The 17,897-nt window shown below is 47.5% G+C and carries 16 protein-coding genes and 1 pseudogene; 13 read left to right on the forward strand and 4 right to left on the reverse strand.

Features of this window, described 5'->3' with window-relative positions; translation table 11 throughout:
- The first annotated feature begins 20 nt into the window (after positions 1 to 20).
- The 9 genes from AC0YNW_RS01715 to sigK (AC0YNW_RS01755) all read left to right on the forward strand — a co-directional run bounded on the left by AC0YNW_RS01715 (position 21) and on the right by sigK (AC0YNW_RS01755) (position 11,357).
- Positions 21 to 1,286 (forward strand): neutral/alkaline non-lysosomal ceramidase N-terminal domain-containing protein, encoded by a 1,266-nt coding sequence (locus tag AC0YNW_RS01715; RefSeq protein ID WP_475830518.1) that lies wholly within the window; start codon positions 21 to 23, stop codon positions 1,284 to 1,286.
- Positions 1,255 to 2,010, forward strand: coding sequence for a sugar isomerase domain-containing protein (locus tag AC0YNW_RS01720; RefSeq protein WP_475830519.1), 756 nt, complete (start codon positions 1,255 to 1,257; stop codon positions 2,008 to 2,010). Before AC0YNW_RS01715 ends, AC0YNW_RS01720 begins: the two co-directional genes overlap by 32 nt.
- Positions 2,011 to 2,060: 50 nt before the next feature.
- Positions 2,061 to 2,828 carry an SDR family oxidoreductase gene (locus AC0YNW_RS01725; protein ID WP_475830520.1) on the forward strand — a complete coding sequence of 256 codons (768 nt, stop codon included), beginning with the start codon at positions 2,061 to 2,063 and terminating at the stop codon, positions 2,826 to 2,828.
- 28 nt (positions 2,829 to 2,856) lie between these two features.
- Complete coding sequence (gene uxuA, locus AC0YNW_RS01730) at positions 2,857 to 3,915, forward strand: mannonate dehydratase (RefSeq protein WP_475830521.1); 1,059 nt, start codon at positions 2,857 to 2,859, stop codon at positions 3,913 to 3,915.
- 24 nt (positions 3,916 to 3,939) lie between these two features.
- The gene (locus AC0YNW_RS01735; protein ID WP_475830522.1) at positions 3,940 to 4,716 is read left to right on the forward strand and encodes a glucosamine-6-phosphate deaminase; all 777 of its coding nucleotides are present in this window, start codon (positions 3,940 to 3,942) and stop codon (positions 4,714 to 4,716) included.
- The gene (locus AC0YNW_RS01740; RefSeq protein ID WP_475830523.1) at positions 4,713 to 5,888 is read left to right on the forward strand and encodes an N-acetylglucosamine-6-phosphate deacetylase; all 1,176 of its coding nucleotides are present in this window, start codon (positions 4,713 to 4,715) and stop codon (positions 5,886 to 5,888) included. Before AC0YNW_RS01735 ends, AC0YNW_RS01740 begins: the two co-directional genes overlap by 4 nt.
- A 399-nt stretch (positions 5,889 to 6,287) precedes the next feature.
- Positions 6,288 to 6,986, forward strand: coding sequence for an RNA polymerase sporulation sigma factor SigK (sigK, locus tag AC0YNW_RS01745; RefSeq protein WP_475830524.1), 699 nt, complete (start codon positions 6,288 to 6,290; stop codon positions 6,984 to 6,986).
- A gap of 387 nt (positions 6,987 to 7,373) precedes the next feature.
- Positions 7,374 to 10,841, forward strand: coding sequence for a DUF4132 domain-containing protein (locus tag AC0YNW_RS01750; RefSeq protein ID WP_475830525.1), 3,468 nt, complete (start codon positions 7,374 to 7,376; stop codon positions 10,839 to 10,841).
- A gap of 33 nt (positions 10,842 to 10,874) precedes the next feature.
- Positions 10,875 to 11,357: an RNA polymerase sporulation sigma factor SigK gene (gene sigK / locus AC0YNW_RS01755; protein ID WP_475830526.1), complete on the forward strand. Its 483-nt coding sequence runs from the start codon at positions 10,875 to 10,877 to the stop codon at positions 11,355 to 11,357.
- 301 nt (positions 11,358 to 11,658) lie between these two features.
- On the opposite strand, the gene AC0YNW_RS01760 is transcribed toward sigK (AC0YNW_RS01755), so the two are convergent.
- The gene (locus tag AC0YNW_RS01760) at positions 11,659 to 12,843 is read right to left on the reverse strand and encodes a patatin-like phospholipase family protein (RefSeq protein ID WP_475830527.1); all 1,185 of its coding nucleotides are present in this window, start codon (positions 12,841 to 12,843) and stop codon (positions 11,659 to 11,661) included.
- Positions 12,844 to 12,981: 138 nt separating this feature from the next.
- Between AC0YNW_RS01760 and AC0YNW_RS01765 the strand changes: the two are divergent.
- From AC0YNW_RS01765 to AC0YNW_RS01775, 3 genes and pseudogenes are all read left to right on the forward strand, one after another.
- Positions 12,982 to 13,214 (forward strand): annotated as a pseudogene (locus tag AC0YNW_RS01765) (sigma factor-like helix-turn-helix DNA-binding protein); the annotation flags it as partial.
- Between the two features lie 164 nt (positions 13,215 to 13,378).
- Complete coding sequence (locus tag AC0YNW_RS01770; RefSeq protein WP_475830528.1) at positions 13,379 to 13,702, forward strand: ArsR/SmtB family transcription factor; 324 nt, start codon at positions 13,379 to 13,381, stop codon at positions 13,700 to 13,702.
- Positions 13,703 to 13,742: 40 nt separating this feature from the next.
- Entirely contained in the window at positions 13,743 to 14,606 is an 864-nt protein-coding gene (locus AC0YNW_RS01775; RefSeq protein ID WP_475830529.1) for an aldo/keto reductase, read from the forward strand.
- A gap of 117 nt (positions 14,607 to 14,723) precedes the next feature.
- On the opposite strand, the gene AC0YNW_RS01780 is transcribed toward AC0YNW_RS01775, so the two are convergent.
- Both AC0YNW_RS01780 and AC0YNW_RS01785 read right to left on the reverse strand, forming a co-directional pair.
- Positions 14,724 to 15,635, reverse strand: coding sequence for an EamA family transporter (locus AC0YNW_RS01780; protein WP_475830530.1), 912 nt, complete (start codon positions 15,633 to 15,635; stop codon positions 14,724 to 14,726).
- A 397-nt stretch (positions 15,636 to 16,032) separates the two neighbouring features.
- Entirely contained in the window at positions 16,033 to 16,275 is a 243-nt protein-coding gene (locus AC0YNW_RS01785) for a hypothetical protein (RefSeq protein ID WP_475830531.1), read from the reverse strand.
- Positions 16,276 to 16,507: 232 nt separating this feature from the next.
- Between AC0YNW_RS01785 and AC0YNW_RS01790 the strand changes: the two genes are divergently transcribed.
- A complete protein-coding gene (locus tag AC0YNW_RS01790) occupies positions 16,508 to 16,879 on the forward strand; it encodes an iron chaperone (protein WP_475830532.1) in 372 nt (123 codons plus the stop codon).
- Positions 16,880 to 17,084: 205 nt separating this feature from the next.
- On the opposite strand, the gene AC0YNW_RS01795 is transcribed toward AC0YNW_RS01790, so the two are convergent.
- Positions 17,085 to 17,663 (reverse strand): hypothetical protein, encoded by a 579-nt coding sequence (locus tag AC0YNW_RS01795; protein ID WP_475830533.1) that lies wholly within the window; start codon positions 17,661 to 17,663, stop codon positions 17,085 to 17,087.
- Positions 17,664 to 17,897: the final 234 nt, after the last annotated feature.

Genomic DNA, 17,897 nt, shown 5'->3' on the forward strand with positions numbered 1-17,897 from the left:
CCGCGAGGGGGAATCAACCGATGACCGTCACACTTAGTCTGGGAGTTGCCAGACGAAACATAACACCCTTGCTTCCGTTGCCGCTCGCAGGGTTTGAACACCGTACGGGGGAGATGGAAGGGGAGGCGCATTCACTTTATTTGAAAGCGATGGTTGTGCAATCAAGCAGCACTTCAGGTGAGCGAGAGCTTGCGTTGATCGTTGCGGCGGATATTATCTGGTGGGGCTCAGAGCGTATGGAGCGGATGTACGCCATGATCAGCCGGCGCTGGGGCATTGCGTCCTCAGCTGTCATTCTGAATGCCAGCCATACGCATTCGGGCCCGCAGACAAGCGATCGGTTCGAACATGCTATTGGCCTTATGGACCTGCAATACGTGGAATTTCTGGAGCAGAAGCTGGCTGAAGCCATCGAAGAAGCATTCGGCAATCTAGAGCCCGTGACGATGGAGCGGGGCATCGGACATTGCGGGATTGGCATTAACCGGAGACGGTGGGAGGACGGACAAATTCGGATGGCTCCCCATGAGGAAGGGGTTGTCGATCCCGAATTGAATGTGATCCGATTTGTTGCCGAGAACAACCGGCAGAAGGCGGTCATGGTACATTTTGCCTGCCATCCGACGACGACGGATCAGAATCTGGTCTCATCCGAGTTTCCAGGCGTGGCGATGGCGCTGGTGGAGGAGAAGCTCGGTGCGAATGCGATGGCGTTTTTTATGCAGGGCTGCTGCGGAGATGTCAGGCCCAGATTGGTCAAAGACGGCGAGTTTTACCGTGGAGGCGACGAGGAGGTTGTCCGCTTCGGTGCCGAGCTGGCGGATCAAGTGATGAGCGTATTGCGTCGTCCGATGCGCAGCATTACACCTGTCATGATCGACAGCAGGTCAGTCACCGTAGAGCTGCCATTGGAAGCAGAGCCGGACACCGGCAGCCGTAAGGGGGCCGTGCCGTTCCATATCCGTCTAGTTACGATTGCGGATGAATTATCGCTGCTGGCGATGGATGGGGAAGTCGTCACCGAATACGGGAGCTATGTGAAGGAGCACTCCGCAGGGAAGGTGCTGCCGCTTGGTTACAGCAACGGGATGCTCGGCTATATTCCAACTGCCGGGCAGCTTGCGGAGGGTGGATACGAGGCGGATGAGTCGCATGTTTTTTTTCAATTGCCGGCAAGATTTGCACCTTCTGTCGAGGATACGATCATACAAGCAATAAGAGGGCTGCTGTTAATCAAGGATGGGAGGAATCAGGATGACGAAACTCATGACCCAATACTTAAATAAAGTGATCGCTCATATCCAGCTTTTGCATGATGAAGAGCAGGAGGCTGTTTTCCGTGCCGCCCGAATGGCAGCCGAGCAGATCAAGCAGGATAAGCTCGTTTATGCGTATGGGCCTGGCGGCCATTCGAATCTTGGATCACAGGAAATATTTTTCCGGGCAGGCGGATTGATGCATATTAGCGCAATTCTCGATGAAGGCACGTTGTTAAGCGGAGGAGCATTGCGGTCCATGGCGACCGAGCGGCTGCCTGGTCACGGTAAAATCGTGATCGACGATTATGGGCTGCAAGAAGGCGATTTACTCATCATTATTAATGCATACGGCATTAATGCCGCTACGATTGATGCAGCGCTGGAGGCGAAGAAGCGAGGGGTACGCACGATCGGAGTCACTTCGGTCCGCCATGCGACGGAGACGCCGGCCGGCCACGCGGCAAGACATCCTTCCAAGCAGAATCTTCATGATCTTGTGGATGTTGTGCTGGACAGCAAGGTTCCTGTCGGGGACGCGATCCTGCAGGTTGGCGACATGGAGCAGCAAGTGGCGGCCATTTCAACCTTTGCCAATGCATATTTGCTGAATTCGCTAGTCGCCGAAACGATCGGGTTGCTGGCTGAGGAAGGCATTCAACCGCCGATCTGGATGAGCGGCAATGCGACCGGCGGCGATGAAGCCAACGCCCGATTCATCGGGAGGTTCAAAGACAGGATCAAGAAACTTTAATGGAAGGCCAAGGGGGTGAGAGTATGGTCGATACCGGTCACGGAGGTTCTATGAATCTATTTGATTTGTCAGGGAAAACGGCGGTGGTCATTGGCGGAAACAGCACGCTTGGCGGAGCGATGGCGGCGGCTCTGGCTGCTCATGGAGCGCAGCTTGCCATAGTAGGGAGAAATCAGGACAAGTCACGCGAGGTGAGCAGGCGGATCGAAGAAGCAGGAGGCTCCTCCCGATGTTTCGCTGCCGATGCCACGCAGGAAGCGGACTTGAAGCGCGTGCTGGCTGAGGTGCTGGAATGGTCGGGCCAAGTCGATATTGTTATGAATTGCCCTGGCGTCAACAGCGCCACGCCTTTTTTTGAGATTACGTCCGAGGAATGGGATTCGATTATGGATGTCAATCTGAAGAGCGTGTTTCTTGTCTGCCAAATATTTGGCCAGCAGATGGTGCAGCAAGGTAACGGCGGAAGCATCATCAACATTTCATCCGTTTCATCGGACCCTCCTTTATCTCGCGTGTTTACTTATTCCGCGTCCAAGGCGGCGGTCAACAATATGACGAAGTTTCTGGCTCGAGAATTTGCTCCGGCGGGCGTTCGGGTGAATGCTATCATTCCGGGATTTTTCCCCGCTGAGCAAAATCGCAGCATCTTGTCGGAGGAGAGGACGGATGCGATTATGGGCCATACGCCGATGAGACGCTTCGGCAATCCTGAGGAATTGCAAGGAGCCGCAGTCTATCTGGCTGCGGAGCGGGCATCAAGCTTTGTCACCGGCACGCTCTTGCGCGTCGACGGCGGTTTCGGGGCTATGACGATATAACAATCACCTAGGGCAGGAGGCGCTTGAATTGAAAATGTCATTCCGATGGTTCGGACATCAGGACCCGGTAACATTAGAGAAGATCCGGCAAATTCCCGGCGTCGATGGTATAGTAACGGCCATTTATGATATTCCCGTAGGCGAGGTATGGCCCTATGAGAACATTATGGCGTTGAAGCAGACGATAGAAGCTGCGGGATTGCAATTGGAAGTGATTGAAAGCGTGCCTGTGCACGAAGATATAAAAATCGGCTTGCCTACGCGTGATCGCTATATTGAGCATTATAAGCAAACGCTGCGCAACTTGGCGAAAGCGGGAATTCCGGTCGTTTGCTATAATTTCATGCCGGTATTCGACTGGACTCGCTCCTCGCTTGATTATGAGCTGGATGATGGTTCAACAGCACTGATTTATGAGGAAGAAGTCATTGAGCGGATGAATCCGCTCTCCGGCGAGCTGAAGCTACCCGGCTGGGATACCAGCTATGAGGATGGGCAGCTGCAAATTTTATTCGATCATTATCAATCCGTTCCAGAGGAAAAGCTGTGGGAAAACCTCGCCTATTTCATACAAGCGATTATGCCGGTGGCCGATGAGGTCGGGCTTCGCATGGCTATTCATCCGGATGATCCGCCATGGCCGATATTTGGCTTGCCGCGCATTATTACCAATCGGCAAAACCTGGAGCGGCTGATCGGACTGCATGATAGTCCCAATCATGGCCTCTGCCTGTGCAGCGGCTCCCTGGGTGCGGACCCATCCAATGACGTGCCGGAGATGATTCGATATTTTGGGGCAAAAGACAGAGTCCATTTCGTTCATGCCCGCAATGTAAAATGGACGGGGCCTAGATCCTTCCAAGAATCCGCGCATCTCTCGAGGGCCGGATCGCTGGACATGGTGGAAATTATCCGCGCATTGCGCGATATTAATTTCGCCGGTCCAATCAGGCCGGATCACGGCCGGATGATCTGGGGGGAGACGGGCAAGCCGGGCTACGGGCTATACGACCGTGCGCTCGGAGCGGTTTATTTGAACGGTGCATGGGAAGCGGTGACAAAAGAAAGAGAGCGTGCAAACGACTAGCGATAAACTCGGAGGGAAATGAACATGAAGACGAAACCGCTGGAGATCAAACAAGTGGATCAATTGGAGGTTCAGGTATATCGTACGCGGCAAGAGATGGGCGAATCCGCAGCGGAGCAGGTTATAGAGCGGATGAAGCAGCTCATTACGCAGCAGGGCCACGTGCGCATGATCTTTGCATCCGCGCCGTCGCAGAATGAATTCGTCGATCAGCTTGCGCAGGCGGAGGGCATAGATTGGTCGAAGGTGACCGCCTTTCATATGGATGAATATATAGGTCTGCCTGCCGATGCCGGGCAAAAATTCAGTACGTATATCTGCGAGCGCTTATTCAATCGGGTTCAGCCTGGCCGCATTCATCTCATTGATAGTACCGGCTTGGCCGAAGAGGAATGCCGTCGATATGCCCAACTGCTTCAGGAGCAGCCGATTGATATTGTCTGCCTTGGAATCGGAGAGAACGGGCATCTTGCATTCAACGATCCGCCGGTGGCTGATTTTCATGATCCGCTCTGGGTGAAGCCAGTGGAGCTTGATGCGGTTTGCCGGCAGCAGCAGGTGAATGATGGATGTTTTCCTCTGTTCGACGATGTGCCGACCCATGCGCTTACCTTGACTATTCCGGCGCTTTTGTCGGGCAAGCATTTATATTGCATGGTGCCGGGTGCGACTAAGCGCGAGGCGGTAAATAAGACATTGTATGGGCCGATTACGACGGAATGTCCGGCTTCGATCCTGCGAACTCATACAAGCTGCACGCTGTTTGTCGATACTGATGCCTATGGGGTTGACCCGATATGACAATCGAAGCGGCAGCAATCAAGTCCGGCATGCTGAAGGCGATTCATTATGAATCGGGCGAGCTTGTGCAGGTTGAGCTAAGCGGCGGCAAGATCGAACGAATGACCCGCTTGGATGAGGAGGCGGGCAATCAGCCTTGGATTGCTCCAGGACTTCTCGATTTGCAAATCAACGGGTATCAGGGTATGGATTTCAATACGCTTCCGATTGCAACCGGGATGCCGCAGCAATTTACCCATGCCTTGTGGGCGGAGGGGGTCACCTCTTATCTGCCTACGGTCATCACGAACAGCTCCGAGGCAATCGCTGAGGCGGTCGAGGCGATTGCCGCTGCCTGCGCTGCGGATACATGCACGGATTATGCAGTCGCCGGCATTCATCTCGAAGGGCCGTTTATTTCGCCGGAGGACGGACCACGAGGCGCGCACGGCAAGTCATTAGTGCAGCCGCCGGACTGGGAGCTGTTCCAGCGTTGGCAAGAAGCGGCCCAAGGCAAAATTAAAATCATAACGTTATCGCCGGAATGGCCTGGATCTACTGAATTTATCGAGAAGTGTACGGCAAGCGGCGTCATTGTCTCCATAGGCCATACTAGCGCAACCGCTGAGCAAATTCAGGAGGCGGCGGCTGCCGGCGCGAGCATGTCCACCCATCTGGGCAATGGCGCTCATCTGATGCTGCCGCGGCATCCGAATTATATATGGGAGCAGCTTGCGCAGGATCGGTTATGGGCTTGCATGATTGCCGATGGATTTCATCTTCCCGAATCCGTGTTAAAGGTTATATTGAAGGTGAAAGGGGAGCGGGTAATGCTCGTCAGCGATATGGTTCAATTGGCGGGTATGCCGCCCGGCGAATATACGCCTCATATCGGCGGCAAGGTCGTTCTGACGCCTGAGGGCCGGCTGCATCTTGCCGATCAGCCGAATTTGCTTGCCGGCTCCGCCCAAATGCTCCTTCGGGGCGTGGAACAGATGACGCGCCATAAGCTTTGCACCTTCGCGGAGGCTTGGAACATGGCGTCCATTCGTCCTCGGGCTTTCCTGAACGGAAAAGAATTAGCGTTCGGCCCAGGGGTGGATGCTGATTTCGTATTGCTCGACCGCAACGGAGATTCGCTGCGGATTCGCGAAACATATGTTCAGGGCGTAAAGGTGTATTCATCCAAGTGATGCCCTATGATGTTCTGAATGTAGAGCGCGCGCTTCTCGATGTGCGGCACATAGCCGCGCAAGAGCACCTCAATAATCCGCTCGGAACGAATTAATGTTGTTCCATGGTATATGGAATGCACAAAGAAACCATTCCTTCGTAAATGGCAGGTCGCACTTCCATTTTACCTAGGAATGGTTTCTTTTGTTGGATTCCCACCTGTATTCGGAAGATGATATCTTTGAACCGGACAAACAATATGAATAAAATGACACACGTGAGCAATTGAAGACTTTTCTGGGTCATTAAGCCGTACATGCACACATAGGCCCTCGCCCACATACAATGTACAACTGACGAATCTTCGCGCAAGGGCTTAAAAATAAGCCTGAGCCATTCAGCTTGGGGGTGTACGGAGCATGGGATTTTTTACGGCTATCGCTTTATTTATCAAACAGCTTACGTTGCTCGTGTCGTATGTGAAGAACAATGCTTTTCCTCAGCCTCTGAAGGAGGAAGAAGAGACAAAGCATTTGGCGTTGATGGCTGAAGGCAATGCGCATTCGCGCAATTTGCTCATAGAGCATAACTTAAGGCTGGTCGCTCACATCGTCAAAAAATTCGACAACACCGGTGAGGATCTGGAGGATCTCATCAGCATTGGCACCATCGGCCTGATCAAGGCCATTGAAAGCTTCCAGACGGGCAAAGGCACCAAGCTCGCGACTTTCGCTGCTCGTTGTATCGAGAATGAAATACTTATGCATTTACGATCGTTGAAGAAAACCCGCAAGGACGTCTCGCTGCATGACCCGATAGGCACGGATAAGGAAGGCAACGAAATTACGTTGATCGATATCTTGGGTACGGAAACGGATGACGTCGCGGATAAGGTTCAGCTTAAGATCGAGAAAAGCAAGATTTACAAAAACCTGGACATACTGGATGATCGCGAAAAAGAAGTGGTTATAGGGAGATTCGGACTCGTACATGGCGGAGATGAGCGGACGCAGCGGGAGATCGCGAAGGAGCTGGGCATCTCGCGGAGTTATGTTTCGAGGATTGAGAAGCGGGCGCTTATGAAGCTATATCATGAGTTTTATAAGGCGAAGAGGTAGTATTGAACGCCACCTGGTGAAGGTGGCGTTTTTACATGGAGATGTTATGGTTTGATACACGTTTAATAAGCCATTATAGTGTGTGCAAAATAATACATTTAGTGTCGATATTACAAATATAGTTCACTATTTAATATCAATCAAACGTTAATCGGTCATGATTGACTACCTGCTAAGAATTGGAACTCCCTTTTCCCAAGGATTATCGGACAGTATGCGCTTATAGCGCATCGTTATTTCGGGCGTGGAGAATGCCCCAGAGTGCACCTTAGTACGCTTACGAACAGCTAAAACAGTAATTCAATGAAGCAGGCCTCATTGTTGCTGCCAGAAGTATTCGTCAGTAACAAAGCTATGTGAAAACTACGGAGTGGAGTGAATATAAATTTGGATAAAAAGTCCATATTGATATCAAGTGAATTGGAACAAATGCTAATTACTATTGGCTTAGAGGCGAAGCAGGCTGCGACTTGCGCGTATTTTATTGAAGCGGGAGGCCCCATCCCGGACAATTTGCCAATTATTATTGCACCGCGGCATTACCAGGTGGGCGGCATGGATAAAATCTGGTCATATATCCGCAAGCGTCATCTTAGAGGGAAGGAACCGGAGTTGCTGGGGAGACTACTAACGGTGATGCTCGAAATCGGACAAGCTAGTTTTCTGGAAGCAAGCTGTGGTTATACGGAAGACGCATTGTGGCGTAGGGGCTGTTTAACAATCATGAGCAGTTATAATATTCCGCTTGGCCAGGTATGGAAGTGGTTTCTGGAGCATGATGAATTATCCAAACGAATGGAAAAACAAAAATTTGATTTTATCGCTCATGTCGCCGAACGTGAACCTAAGTTAATTCATGAAAATTTACAACAAACGGATAAGATTGAGAGGTTGTTTCTGATTGCTAATCTGTTAAAAGTAAACAACAATGGCGATCTATCATCAAGTCAGTTGGAACACGAGTTTATGTTTTGGGTTGAAAATGAGTTAAAAAGAGACCAACAAACCTCAGCGGTTGCTGAGATTATTTTGCAGGCTATCCGAAGCGATATGGGAGCTGAACAGATTAGGCAATTGGCAAAGCTAACAGAGTGGGATCTAAACTCAAGCTTATCCGAAAAGTGGTTGAAACAGGCCATTTATGTGGCGGAAGTTACCCATGAGCTGATTCAGTTCTCGAAATCTTTTATACGTTTTCTAGTGATCTTCCATCCAGAAGCTTTCTACAGGTTGTTTTCCTCTGCTGTTTTTTACGGTTGGAGAGAAAGAAGACTTGAAGTTCCTTATTTTTATGCGATGCATGGTATACCAAGAGAAGTGTATATACGGCAGCTCGCAAACTACGATAATAAGAGTTTGCTGCAAGAAGAGCTATCTCGTGATAGACAGGAATACGAGCGGGCAATTGCAGGTTCGTCACAGCTGGAAACACTATACCTATGCCTTGCTTTATGGGAATTTGTAGAAGGTTACCCTTATCTGGAGCTAGTGGAGGAGCAATTCCTGATTCATATAGAAGAAATATTGATAGCGGAGAAGGTGCCGGCGGAGGACTTGCCTGATCTTATGAGGTTCTTTCGCGGGGATCCAATTGTTGACGAGCTTAAGGCAAAGTGGCTGCAATATAAAGCTAATGATCAAACGTTCCGTCCATTTTTATCGGCTGCTGTGCATCTATGGTCGCATTCCAGCCTCTATCATCGTGTAGTTTGTTTCCTTGCATATACAGATAATCAAACATTAGCTTATTTATGCAGTTGGACGTTGAAGAATGGGCTTGGCTTTGAGGCATTTTTAGATGCCTATTTGCAAGCTGGGGGTGAATTGCAGGATTTAATTCCTTTTCTTATTAAGACTGCACAGATAGATCAAGTTCATCCAGATGACCATGCTTGGTCACAGCAAACTCTCCATTATCTGAATAAAAACATGGTCCAGTTCGCAGATCATTTGGCGAGCTATCTCACTAATCATGCGAATACTAATCTTGAAAAATGTTTTATTTTAAACATGCTTATGACATTTGATGCAGAACGATTTGCCGGATTAGCGGTATCCTATCTGGCTGATGATAGCAAGATTGTGCGCGATAAGACTGTAAAGCTCCTGACACCTATTTCTCATATTGTAGCTTCTGTCGTTCCGCTACTTGCTCATAAGAAGGCGGCTGTACGAGAAAGTGTCGTTCGACTACTTAGCGGATGGGAAAATGAACAGTCTATTCAAGAACTGCAGAGATTGTATACTAGCGAGAAAAACGCGAAAATCAAAGAACTCATCGCCAATTCATTAAAGGATCAATTAGGCTCAAACGATGATTTATCTTTTAACCCAATGATTGTCGTGCCGCCTTCGGCCAACATGGCGTGGCTTGAGTCGTCGACATTATCTCGTCCTCGTGTGCAACAATCCGGAGAAGTGGTTGAGGATCATGTAATACTTAATATTCTTAGACTATATGTTGTTCAGGAAGAAGTCAGCCGTAATTGGAAGGCACATGAGTTGGCTGCTCCGCTACGCGGGGATGATCTAGCTGACTTAGCTCATGAAGTTTTAAAGCGATGGCTTTATGATGGCGCAGAAGCTTCGAAAAAATGGGTTTTGGCTTTCGCGGCTGCCTTCGGTGACGAGCGAGTTGTCTCATCGATACAGGAGCAAATAAAAGTATGGCCTTTGGAATCCCGCGGGGCAATCGCTTGTGAAGCGGTGAGAGCGCTAATATTGTCACCATTGGATTCGGTGCTTGTCTTCATCGATCAAATCGCAAGAAAGTTTAAATTCAAGCAAGTTAGGCAGGCAGCTATCGATGCTTTCAGTCAAGTTGCAATGATAAGAGGAATTTCAACCGAGGAGCTTGCCGATCGGGTCGTTCCGAATTTGGGTTTCGATGCCAAGAGGGGCCGAACGCTTCAGTATGGATCCAGGCAATTTAGAGTGGAACTTCTAATCAATCATGACTTGCGAATTACAGATGAGAGCGGAAAAACGTATAAAGTTTTACCGACTCCTTCAAAAGCGGATGATACCGTCCTTGCCGCTGGCGCGCAGACTGAATTCAAGCAGCTGAAAAAACAGTTAAAAACCATACGGGAGTCGATAAAAATTCGCTTGGAGCAGTCTCTTGCAACCAAGAGAAGGTGGACGTTCGCAGAATGGCATAAACTATTCGTTAACAATCCGGTTCAGCATATCTTTGCTTCGGGCCTCGTTTGGGGAATCTATACAGGGGAAGAGCTTAGAGCAACATATCGCTATATGGATGACGGGAGTTTTTGCACATCCTACGGGAACAAAATCACACATTCGGAGATGGATTTTGTCAGGCTTGTTCATCCCTTGGAGCTTGACGATGAAGAGAAACAGAAGTGGAAGCAGCATCTAGCGGATTATGAAGTTGTGCAGCCTATCGTTCAATTGGTTCGGAATACGTTCATTGTAACAAGCGAGGAAAGAGATGCAACTTGTGTAATGCGATATGCGGGAGTAACAATAAACGGATATTCGTTGCTTGGTTCGATGACCAAATTCGGCTGGTCAAAAGGTTCTGTAGTTGAAGGCGGCAGCTATTATCAATATTACAAGGAACACGAAACTCAAGGGTTTGGAGCCAGCTTAACGTTCAGCGGAATTCCAATTGGAATGGAGAATGAGGTGGTCACAATCTACGAATTGGAATTTTATCGTGCAGGCACGGTTGCCCGTGGGAGTTACGTGCATAGTGAAATAAAGAACGAAGACAGAATTGCTCCGGGAGAATTACCCTCACATTTGTTTAGCGAGCTTTTGTATGAAATAGATTCAATATTAGCTGGACGCATTGGCATTGATGAGGATTGGCAGTTGAATCGAGATTAATTTTTTCTGTTAGTGATAACGCCGGTATTAAGTATGACATCGGCCTGTGACCACATCGTCAAAAAATTCGACAACACCGGTGAGGATCTGGAGGATCTCGTCAGCATTGGCACCATCGGCCTGATCAAGGCCATCGAAAGCTTCCAGACGGGCAAAGGCACCAAGCTCGCGACCTTCGCCGCGCGTTGTATTGAGAACGAAATATTTATGCATTTAAGATCACTGAAGAAAACCCGCAAGGACGTCTCGCTGCATGACCCGATAGGGACGGACAAGGAAGGCAACGAAATTACGTTGATCGATATCTTGGGTACGGAAACGGATGACGTCGGGGATAAGGTTCAGCTTAAGATCGAAAAGAGCAAGATTTACAAAAACCTGGACATACTGGATGACCGCGAGAAGGAAGTTGTGATTGGCAGATTTGGTTTGGTGCACGGCGGAGACGAGCGGACGCAGCGGGAGATCGCGAAGGAGCTGGGCATCTCGCGGAGTTATGTATCGAGGATTGAGTAGCGGGCGCTTATGAAGCTGTATCATGAGTTTTATAAGGCGAAGAAATGAAAATGCAAAATTGTTGATTAGCCGGCGATGCCGGCTTTTTTTAATTTATAAGGCCATGCTAACCAATTATGAAGAAATAAGTTCGAGCAAAATACTCCTTTAAATGATGTTGATGGGTCCACGACGTTATTCCCGCTAACGGATCCAATAACAAATCAAGGAGATTACAAACTCAATTACAATGATCGCATTAATTAAATTACTTCTTCTACCTTAAACGTCGGTGTAGACATACCGCGAAATTCTAAGCTTATCACAACCGAATTCCTTCTAAAATGCGCTGAGCCGCCATGCAGAGCTCCACTTGTCGGAAGCCGAGTCCTTGGACGTTCTTCAGAGGGCCGTTTATTGTGGAGCGCACCCAATCGGGAAAGCGGTAGATGGCGTATTTATTAATTCCCTTGGCCGAGGCTAGTACCTCCGCCAGACGGAGGATAAAAGTAATGGAGGAGGCGTCAGCGGGGAGGCGCATGCTGCTCGACAGCCTTGGCACGATGACCCTGCTCCACAGTTCCCGAGAAGGAATACCGCTCGCGCCGAGCATACGGCCGAGCGCAAGCAGCTTGGCATCGGGGAGTGAAACCAGCCTCTCGTCGCAAGCCTCTTCGGTTAAACCTCCTATATCAATACAGTAAGTGCGCCCTTGCAAGCCCCTCAGCTGTCGGAGCGCGTCGTAATATCCCATGCTCATGCTGCGGCGTATCGTTTCGGGACTAAAGCTCATCATACCGCCTAGCGGCTCGGAGGGTGAGATCGTCGTAATTGTGAGGCCAGGATAGCGGATTTTGCGCGTCACGCCGAACCCGAGCGTTCGGACTGCGACGATGCTCGTATATCCTTTTCGAGCGAGCATGTTGATCGGACAATTGTCGTATAGTCCACCGTCGATAAAAGCTTTATCGTCGATGTACGTCGTCTGAAAGCCGGGAAAAGCGGCGCTGGCCATCAGATAGTCCAATATGCGCCCCTGCGGAATATCCTCCTTGTAAAGCTCGAGCGGCGCCCGATCGCTCAAGGAGACCGTCACGAGACCGAAGTCCACTGCGGCAGCCCGCAGCCGACTTTCGTCGACGAGGGATTCCATCAAGAGGCGCATTTTTCGCGTGTCCATGCCCCTGTCCGCGATTAGCCTTTTGGTACGCGCAGCCAAATGGCGTAAGGCGGCCGTATCGAGCTTTCGCCGCATCAGCAAGCGGTATTCTTCGTCACTAATGTCGAAGATCGATCGGGCGTCCAGCCGCTCCCAGACCTGGTATCCGAACTCGAAATCCCCTTGCGCGATGACGGCTCCATTCAGGGCACCGATCGAGGTGCCGGCTATGGCGTCGAAGGTTTGGCCCGTCTCTTGGTAGGCTTTCATCACTCCCATATGGTAAGCGCCCTTGGCGCCGCCCCCTTCAAGCGCAAGCGCCAACTTGCCTGTATTCGTTGATGTCACAACTTCCGAACCTCCTTCATTACTCGCTTGGAAACTTTAATGTAGAGCCGCCTATATTCCGTAATGGAAAGTTATATATATTATAACGCGCGATCTATCCTGATGTGTACAATCTCGCAATGCAAAATAACAAGTTATCCGATAGGGACGGACAAGAAAGGCAACGAAATTACGTTGATCGATATCTTGGATACGGAAACGGATGACGACGCAGATAAGGTATCGGCCGATTTGGTTTGGTGCATGGCGGGGATGAACGGACGCAACGGGAGATTGCGAAGGAATTAGGCATCTCGCGGAGTTACGTTTCGAGGATTGAGAAGCGGGCGCTTATGAAGCTATATCATGAGTTTTATAAGGTGAAGAGGTAACGAGGTATTCATCGTTTTGTGACAGCCGGCTAATGCCGGCTTTTTTGTATTTGGCTACATTCAATGGTCTCGATTTCCTTTACCGATAGATTATGAATGAAGAACATATGTTAAGCTATTCACTGCCAGACGGTTTAATTGGTTTCGCTAAGGAGAGAGAATGGATGGAACAGGATGTTATGCATCGTACGCTGCGTAATTTTAAAAGTAACCAAGCTGTGCTTTTGGCCATAGGTAATGAAACTCGCCAAGCCATTTTGATAACTCTAGCCCAAAGAGCACAAGATTCTGGTATGCGGGTGGGCGAGATTGGACAGTATACGCATCTATCTCGACCTGCTTTAGCCCACCATCTTAAAGTGTTAAAAGATGCCGGAATCGTTAGCGTTCATAAAGAGGGAACCAAAAACTATTATCGTATCCATGCGATTGAAAAATTGCAGGACATACGGAATATGATTGATATCATTTTGTCGCTTTGCAAGTAAATGCAATATGTATCGTAGTTTTTCAGAAAGGAGAAAACGTATGGATCTGTCCATTGCAGCTGCGAACGGAGTGAACATTCCTCAGCTCGGGTTTGGTGTCTATAATCTCAAACAAGGGAAGAACGGTGTTTTTGAAAAAACCATTAATGAAGCCATTAAAGCTGGATATCGTCATTTTGATACAGCACGTATTTACGGAAATGAAGAAGCATTGGGGCGTGGAATACAGAATAGTGGTCTTCCGCGAGAAGATTTCTTTCTAACTTCAAAGGTTTGGACAACCGATCTGGGGTATTGGCAGACACAGCAGGCCTTTGAGAATAGCTGTAAAAAGTTGAATACAACTTATCTTGACATGTATCTTCTTCATTTTGCCGGTCCTCATTATGTCGACGCATGGAAAGCATTAGAGAAATTGTACGTTGAGGGAAAAATAAAAGTTATAGGTGTAGCAAACTTTGAGATCGATCACCTGGAGCATCTGAAGAAGCATGCGGAGATTACTCCGATGATTAATCAAATCGAGACTCATCCTGAATTTCAACAACAGCCATTGAGGGAGTATATGTCTCGTCATCAAATATTGCATGAAGCATGGGCACCATTGGGGCAAGGGAATAAGGCTTTGTTGGAGAATGAGGAACTAAAGGCCATTGCTCGACGACATCAAAAAACGGTTGGACAAGTCATTTTACGCTGGCACCTAAACCGGGAAACAATCGTCATACCAAAGTCCTCGAATCCCCAACGCATAAAGGAAAATATGGATGTATGGAACTTCAATTTGAGTGAGGAGGATATGGAGCGAATTGCGAGGTTGGATACTGGGAAGCGATATTCTGTCAATCCAAGAGGATATCAGGTGAACCCCATGTTTGTTAAACTGATGAAGCTCTTCTTGTAGGAGTACGGAATATAAAGATCGAGAATGAAAGACAATTAATTGGCAGCAGCCGTGCGAGATGAACTGCCCTCTGTTATCCATAACAAGGGGCAGTACATCTCGAACGGCTTTTTTGTGTTAGCTGCTGGCAGATTTCTGAATAGCTGCAGGTCTCTTGTTCGATTTTTTAAACCGAATATTGCTGCTAGCAATCCCTATTAAAATAACGATCACGCCAATCCACTGAGGCAGACTAATGACTTCTCCCAGTACGACAGAGGACATGATAATGACGATCGGCAATTCGGATGCAGTCAGTATGGTGCCCAAACCTGAGCCGACATGCGGCATTCCAATAGTGAACAAAAGGGGAGGAAGCACGACCCCGAAAATCCCCAGTGCCAATCCATAGGGAGCTACCCCAATCCATACATCCAAATCAAATAAAAAAGTGGGCGGGAATGCGCAAAACACGACGATAACTCCCCCAGTGGAAAGTAGAGCGCTTTTTAAGAGGGGAGGGGTCGCTTTCTCAACGATGCTGCTCAAAAAGATGAACGTAGTGAAGCTGAATGCAGCAAGCAAGCCCCAGATGCATCCTGCCAAGGACAACGTCATCCCTCCCTGGAACAGAATATTGGCAGCCAAGACAGAGCCGATCAGAAGCAGACCAATGGATAGAAGTTTGCTCCCTGTCGGCTTTTTCTTATGAAACATCCATTCAAAGAGAGCTCCGATCCAAACAAATTGGAACAGGAAAATGATCGCCAATGATGCGTTAAGCGTTTGTAGAGCCTGATAGTAAAAGACGCCTGTCAATCCAAATGGAATGCCCGATAGAAGCAGCTTGGTGATTTGGATGCGAGTCAGCTTTGTCTTTTTGGTAAATAAAACAGCCAGCCAAGCAAGTACAGCTCCGAATAAGTATTGGCCCCCGGTTACATCCGACACCGAAAAGCCTGCCGCATACGCCAGTTTAACAAAGGTGGACAAGATTCCATAACAGCAGCCTCCTAAAAAAACGATCAACGCATAATGCCATAATTTCATTGTAATCCCCCTTTTTGAATGCAAAAAAACCACACAAAAGGCCAATAAGCCTTTGTGTGGCGAAAATAGAGAGTGTTCTCCAGAAAAGTCCACATACATCCCAAACAGGTTTTATTATTCCGTTTCGGTATTCAGTATAAAAACACTTTATGATCGTTGTCAATCATTAATTGCAAAAAATGGGGCCAGCTAATCGAAAATCCATCTTACTGCCCGAATCACCAGACGCGGCACGTATATCAATAACTCTATCAAAAAATCCAAAATGAATGAGCCAGTATCCAACTTTTTTCGTGATACACGTTTCATTATAACCTCCGACCATCCAGTTTTTAGGTAATACGTTGCTGGAATGAAATGGTTTCTTCGGGTGAAAGGATTGAATGATGACGTATTATTATCTGCTGCCGGAAGACCTGACGAAGATAGAGACGATACTGCCGATGATCAGCAGTAAAATTGGAAAACCAATCAACAGCATGAGAGCAGATGAGGTTCCTTCATAACTGGTTGTGTTGATAACAATAGGAATGTTTACTCCGTAAAATGAAAGAATGAAAAATACTGCACCGATGACAAGCCCAATAAGGCCAAATAGGGTAATCGTTAATACCCTTGGATGAGATGATTTTTTATTCATAGGCAAATCCCTTTCTATAATTTATGGTAAAATTAATAATTATAAGTAATTATATTGGTTTGATGCTTACTTGTATATACAGGTTTGTAATGCGATGGGTGTATGCTTCGATATGATTTTATGGTCAGAATGTTATGGAGCGCATAATAGCATAGGAATGGTAAGCCGCAAATTTCATTGATATACTTGATGTAGGCTTGGTTACTGGTGATTCAAGGAGGGGGGGAAAAACATGGAAATTTTTGCGGAATATTTAGCAAATATTGTGAACGAGCAGCATCGAGCCCGTACGGAAGAGGTACTGACATGGGGAGCCGAGCGATATCCGAATTTGGAGCCCAAGATAGCTTGGAAGCAGCCGATGTTCACTGATCACGACACATATATTATTGGCTTTAGCGTATCCAAGCAACATTTGGCTGTTGCGCCTGAGCGAGCGGGAATGGTTCAATTTGCGGATGAAATTGTACAAGCTGGCTATGATCATACCAAGGAGTTGGTGCGATTCCGCTGGGATAATCCGGTCGACTTCTCATTGCTTGAGAAAATGATTGAGTTTAATATCGTGGACAAGGCAGATTGTACAACTTTTTGGCGGAAATAATGCCTGAAATAGCACTAATAAGAACGTGAAACTAAAACCTGTTGAAAAACCGATTGAGTCCTATGACTTCAATCGGTTTTTCTATTGTTTGCGTTGCTTGCGTCCTTTGACGCCCCGTTGTATCGAGAACGAAACTCTTATGCAGATAAGAAGTTTAAAAAAATGAATGATGTTTTCACAGTACGGACAAGGGCGTTAACGAACATCAATTCACCTTTAAATCAATCTTAATATCGGAACTTTCTGTTTCGCTATCATAAACTTTTATTTTTTTGAAGGTATCATCTTTTTGAACCAGTAAATACCCCTGAGCATTTTCCTCAATTAAACTTAGATTAGGAAATGGAGGTATAATCACATATTCTTTATTTATTTTCTGAAAGTGAACTTCCATCAACATTTCGTTGCCCCAGTAAGCGTGAACAATGATATGTTCAGGTTTGAGGGTATATTCTTTTAGTTCTCTGGGACGCCAAATAAATGGAGTCGTTAATCTATTCATTATGTATTGAGCACGTGAATGGTCGGATTGAGATTGAGTATTTCGTTTTTCACGAGCTTCAATATCTTGAAGAAAGAGCTCAGGTATTAATTTTATATTGACCAGCATCGTTTTATTTTGATTACTATACTCCACGAGAGGATCAGTGAGGTCCATGACTGTGAGTTTTGAGTAATAAATGGATTCAAAATAAGATCGAATTAATGCATCGGTAGGCGTTTTATATAAATCGATTTGTTGATTTATTCGGGGTATTACCGCCGAAAGCAGGATCGGCAACAATAAGAGAACAGCGAGGAGCCGTTCGACCGAAAGTCACTTTCTCGTCATGAAGAACATAATAATCGCAAATAAGAGACTGGCATAAGGAGCGATGGTAAACAAAGGAGCTACAAAAATACCAATGAATGTGTAGTGGGCAAGTATGTATATGGCTAGCCATCCTATTAACCCTGCGAATAAAGTAATTAAAGTTAATCGCCTGTAGTCCATCCTAAATTTCCCCTATAATCAAAA

The organism is Paenibacillus sp. J31R120 (assembly GCF_056269225.1).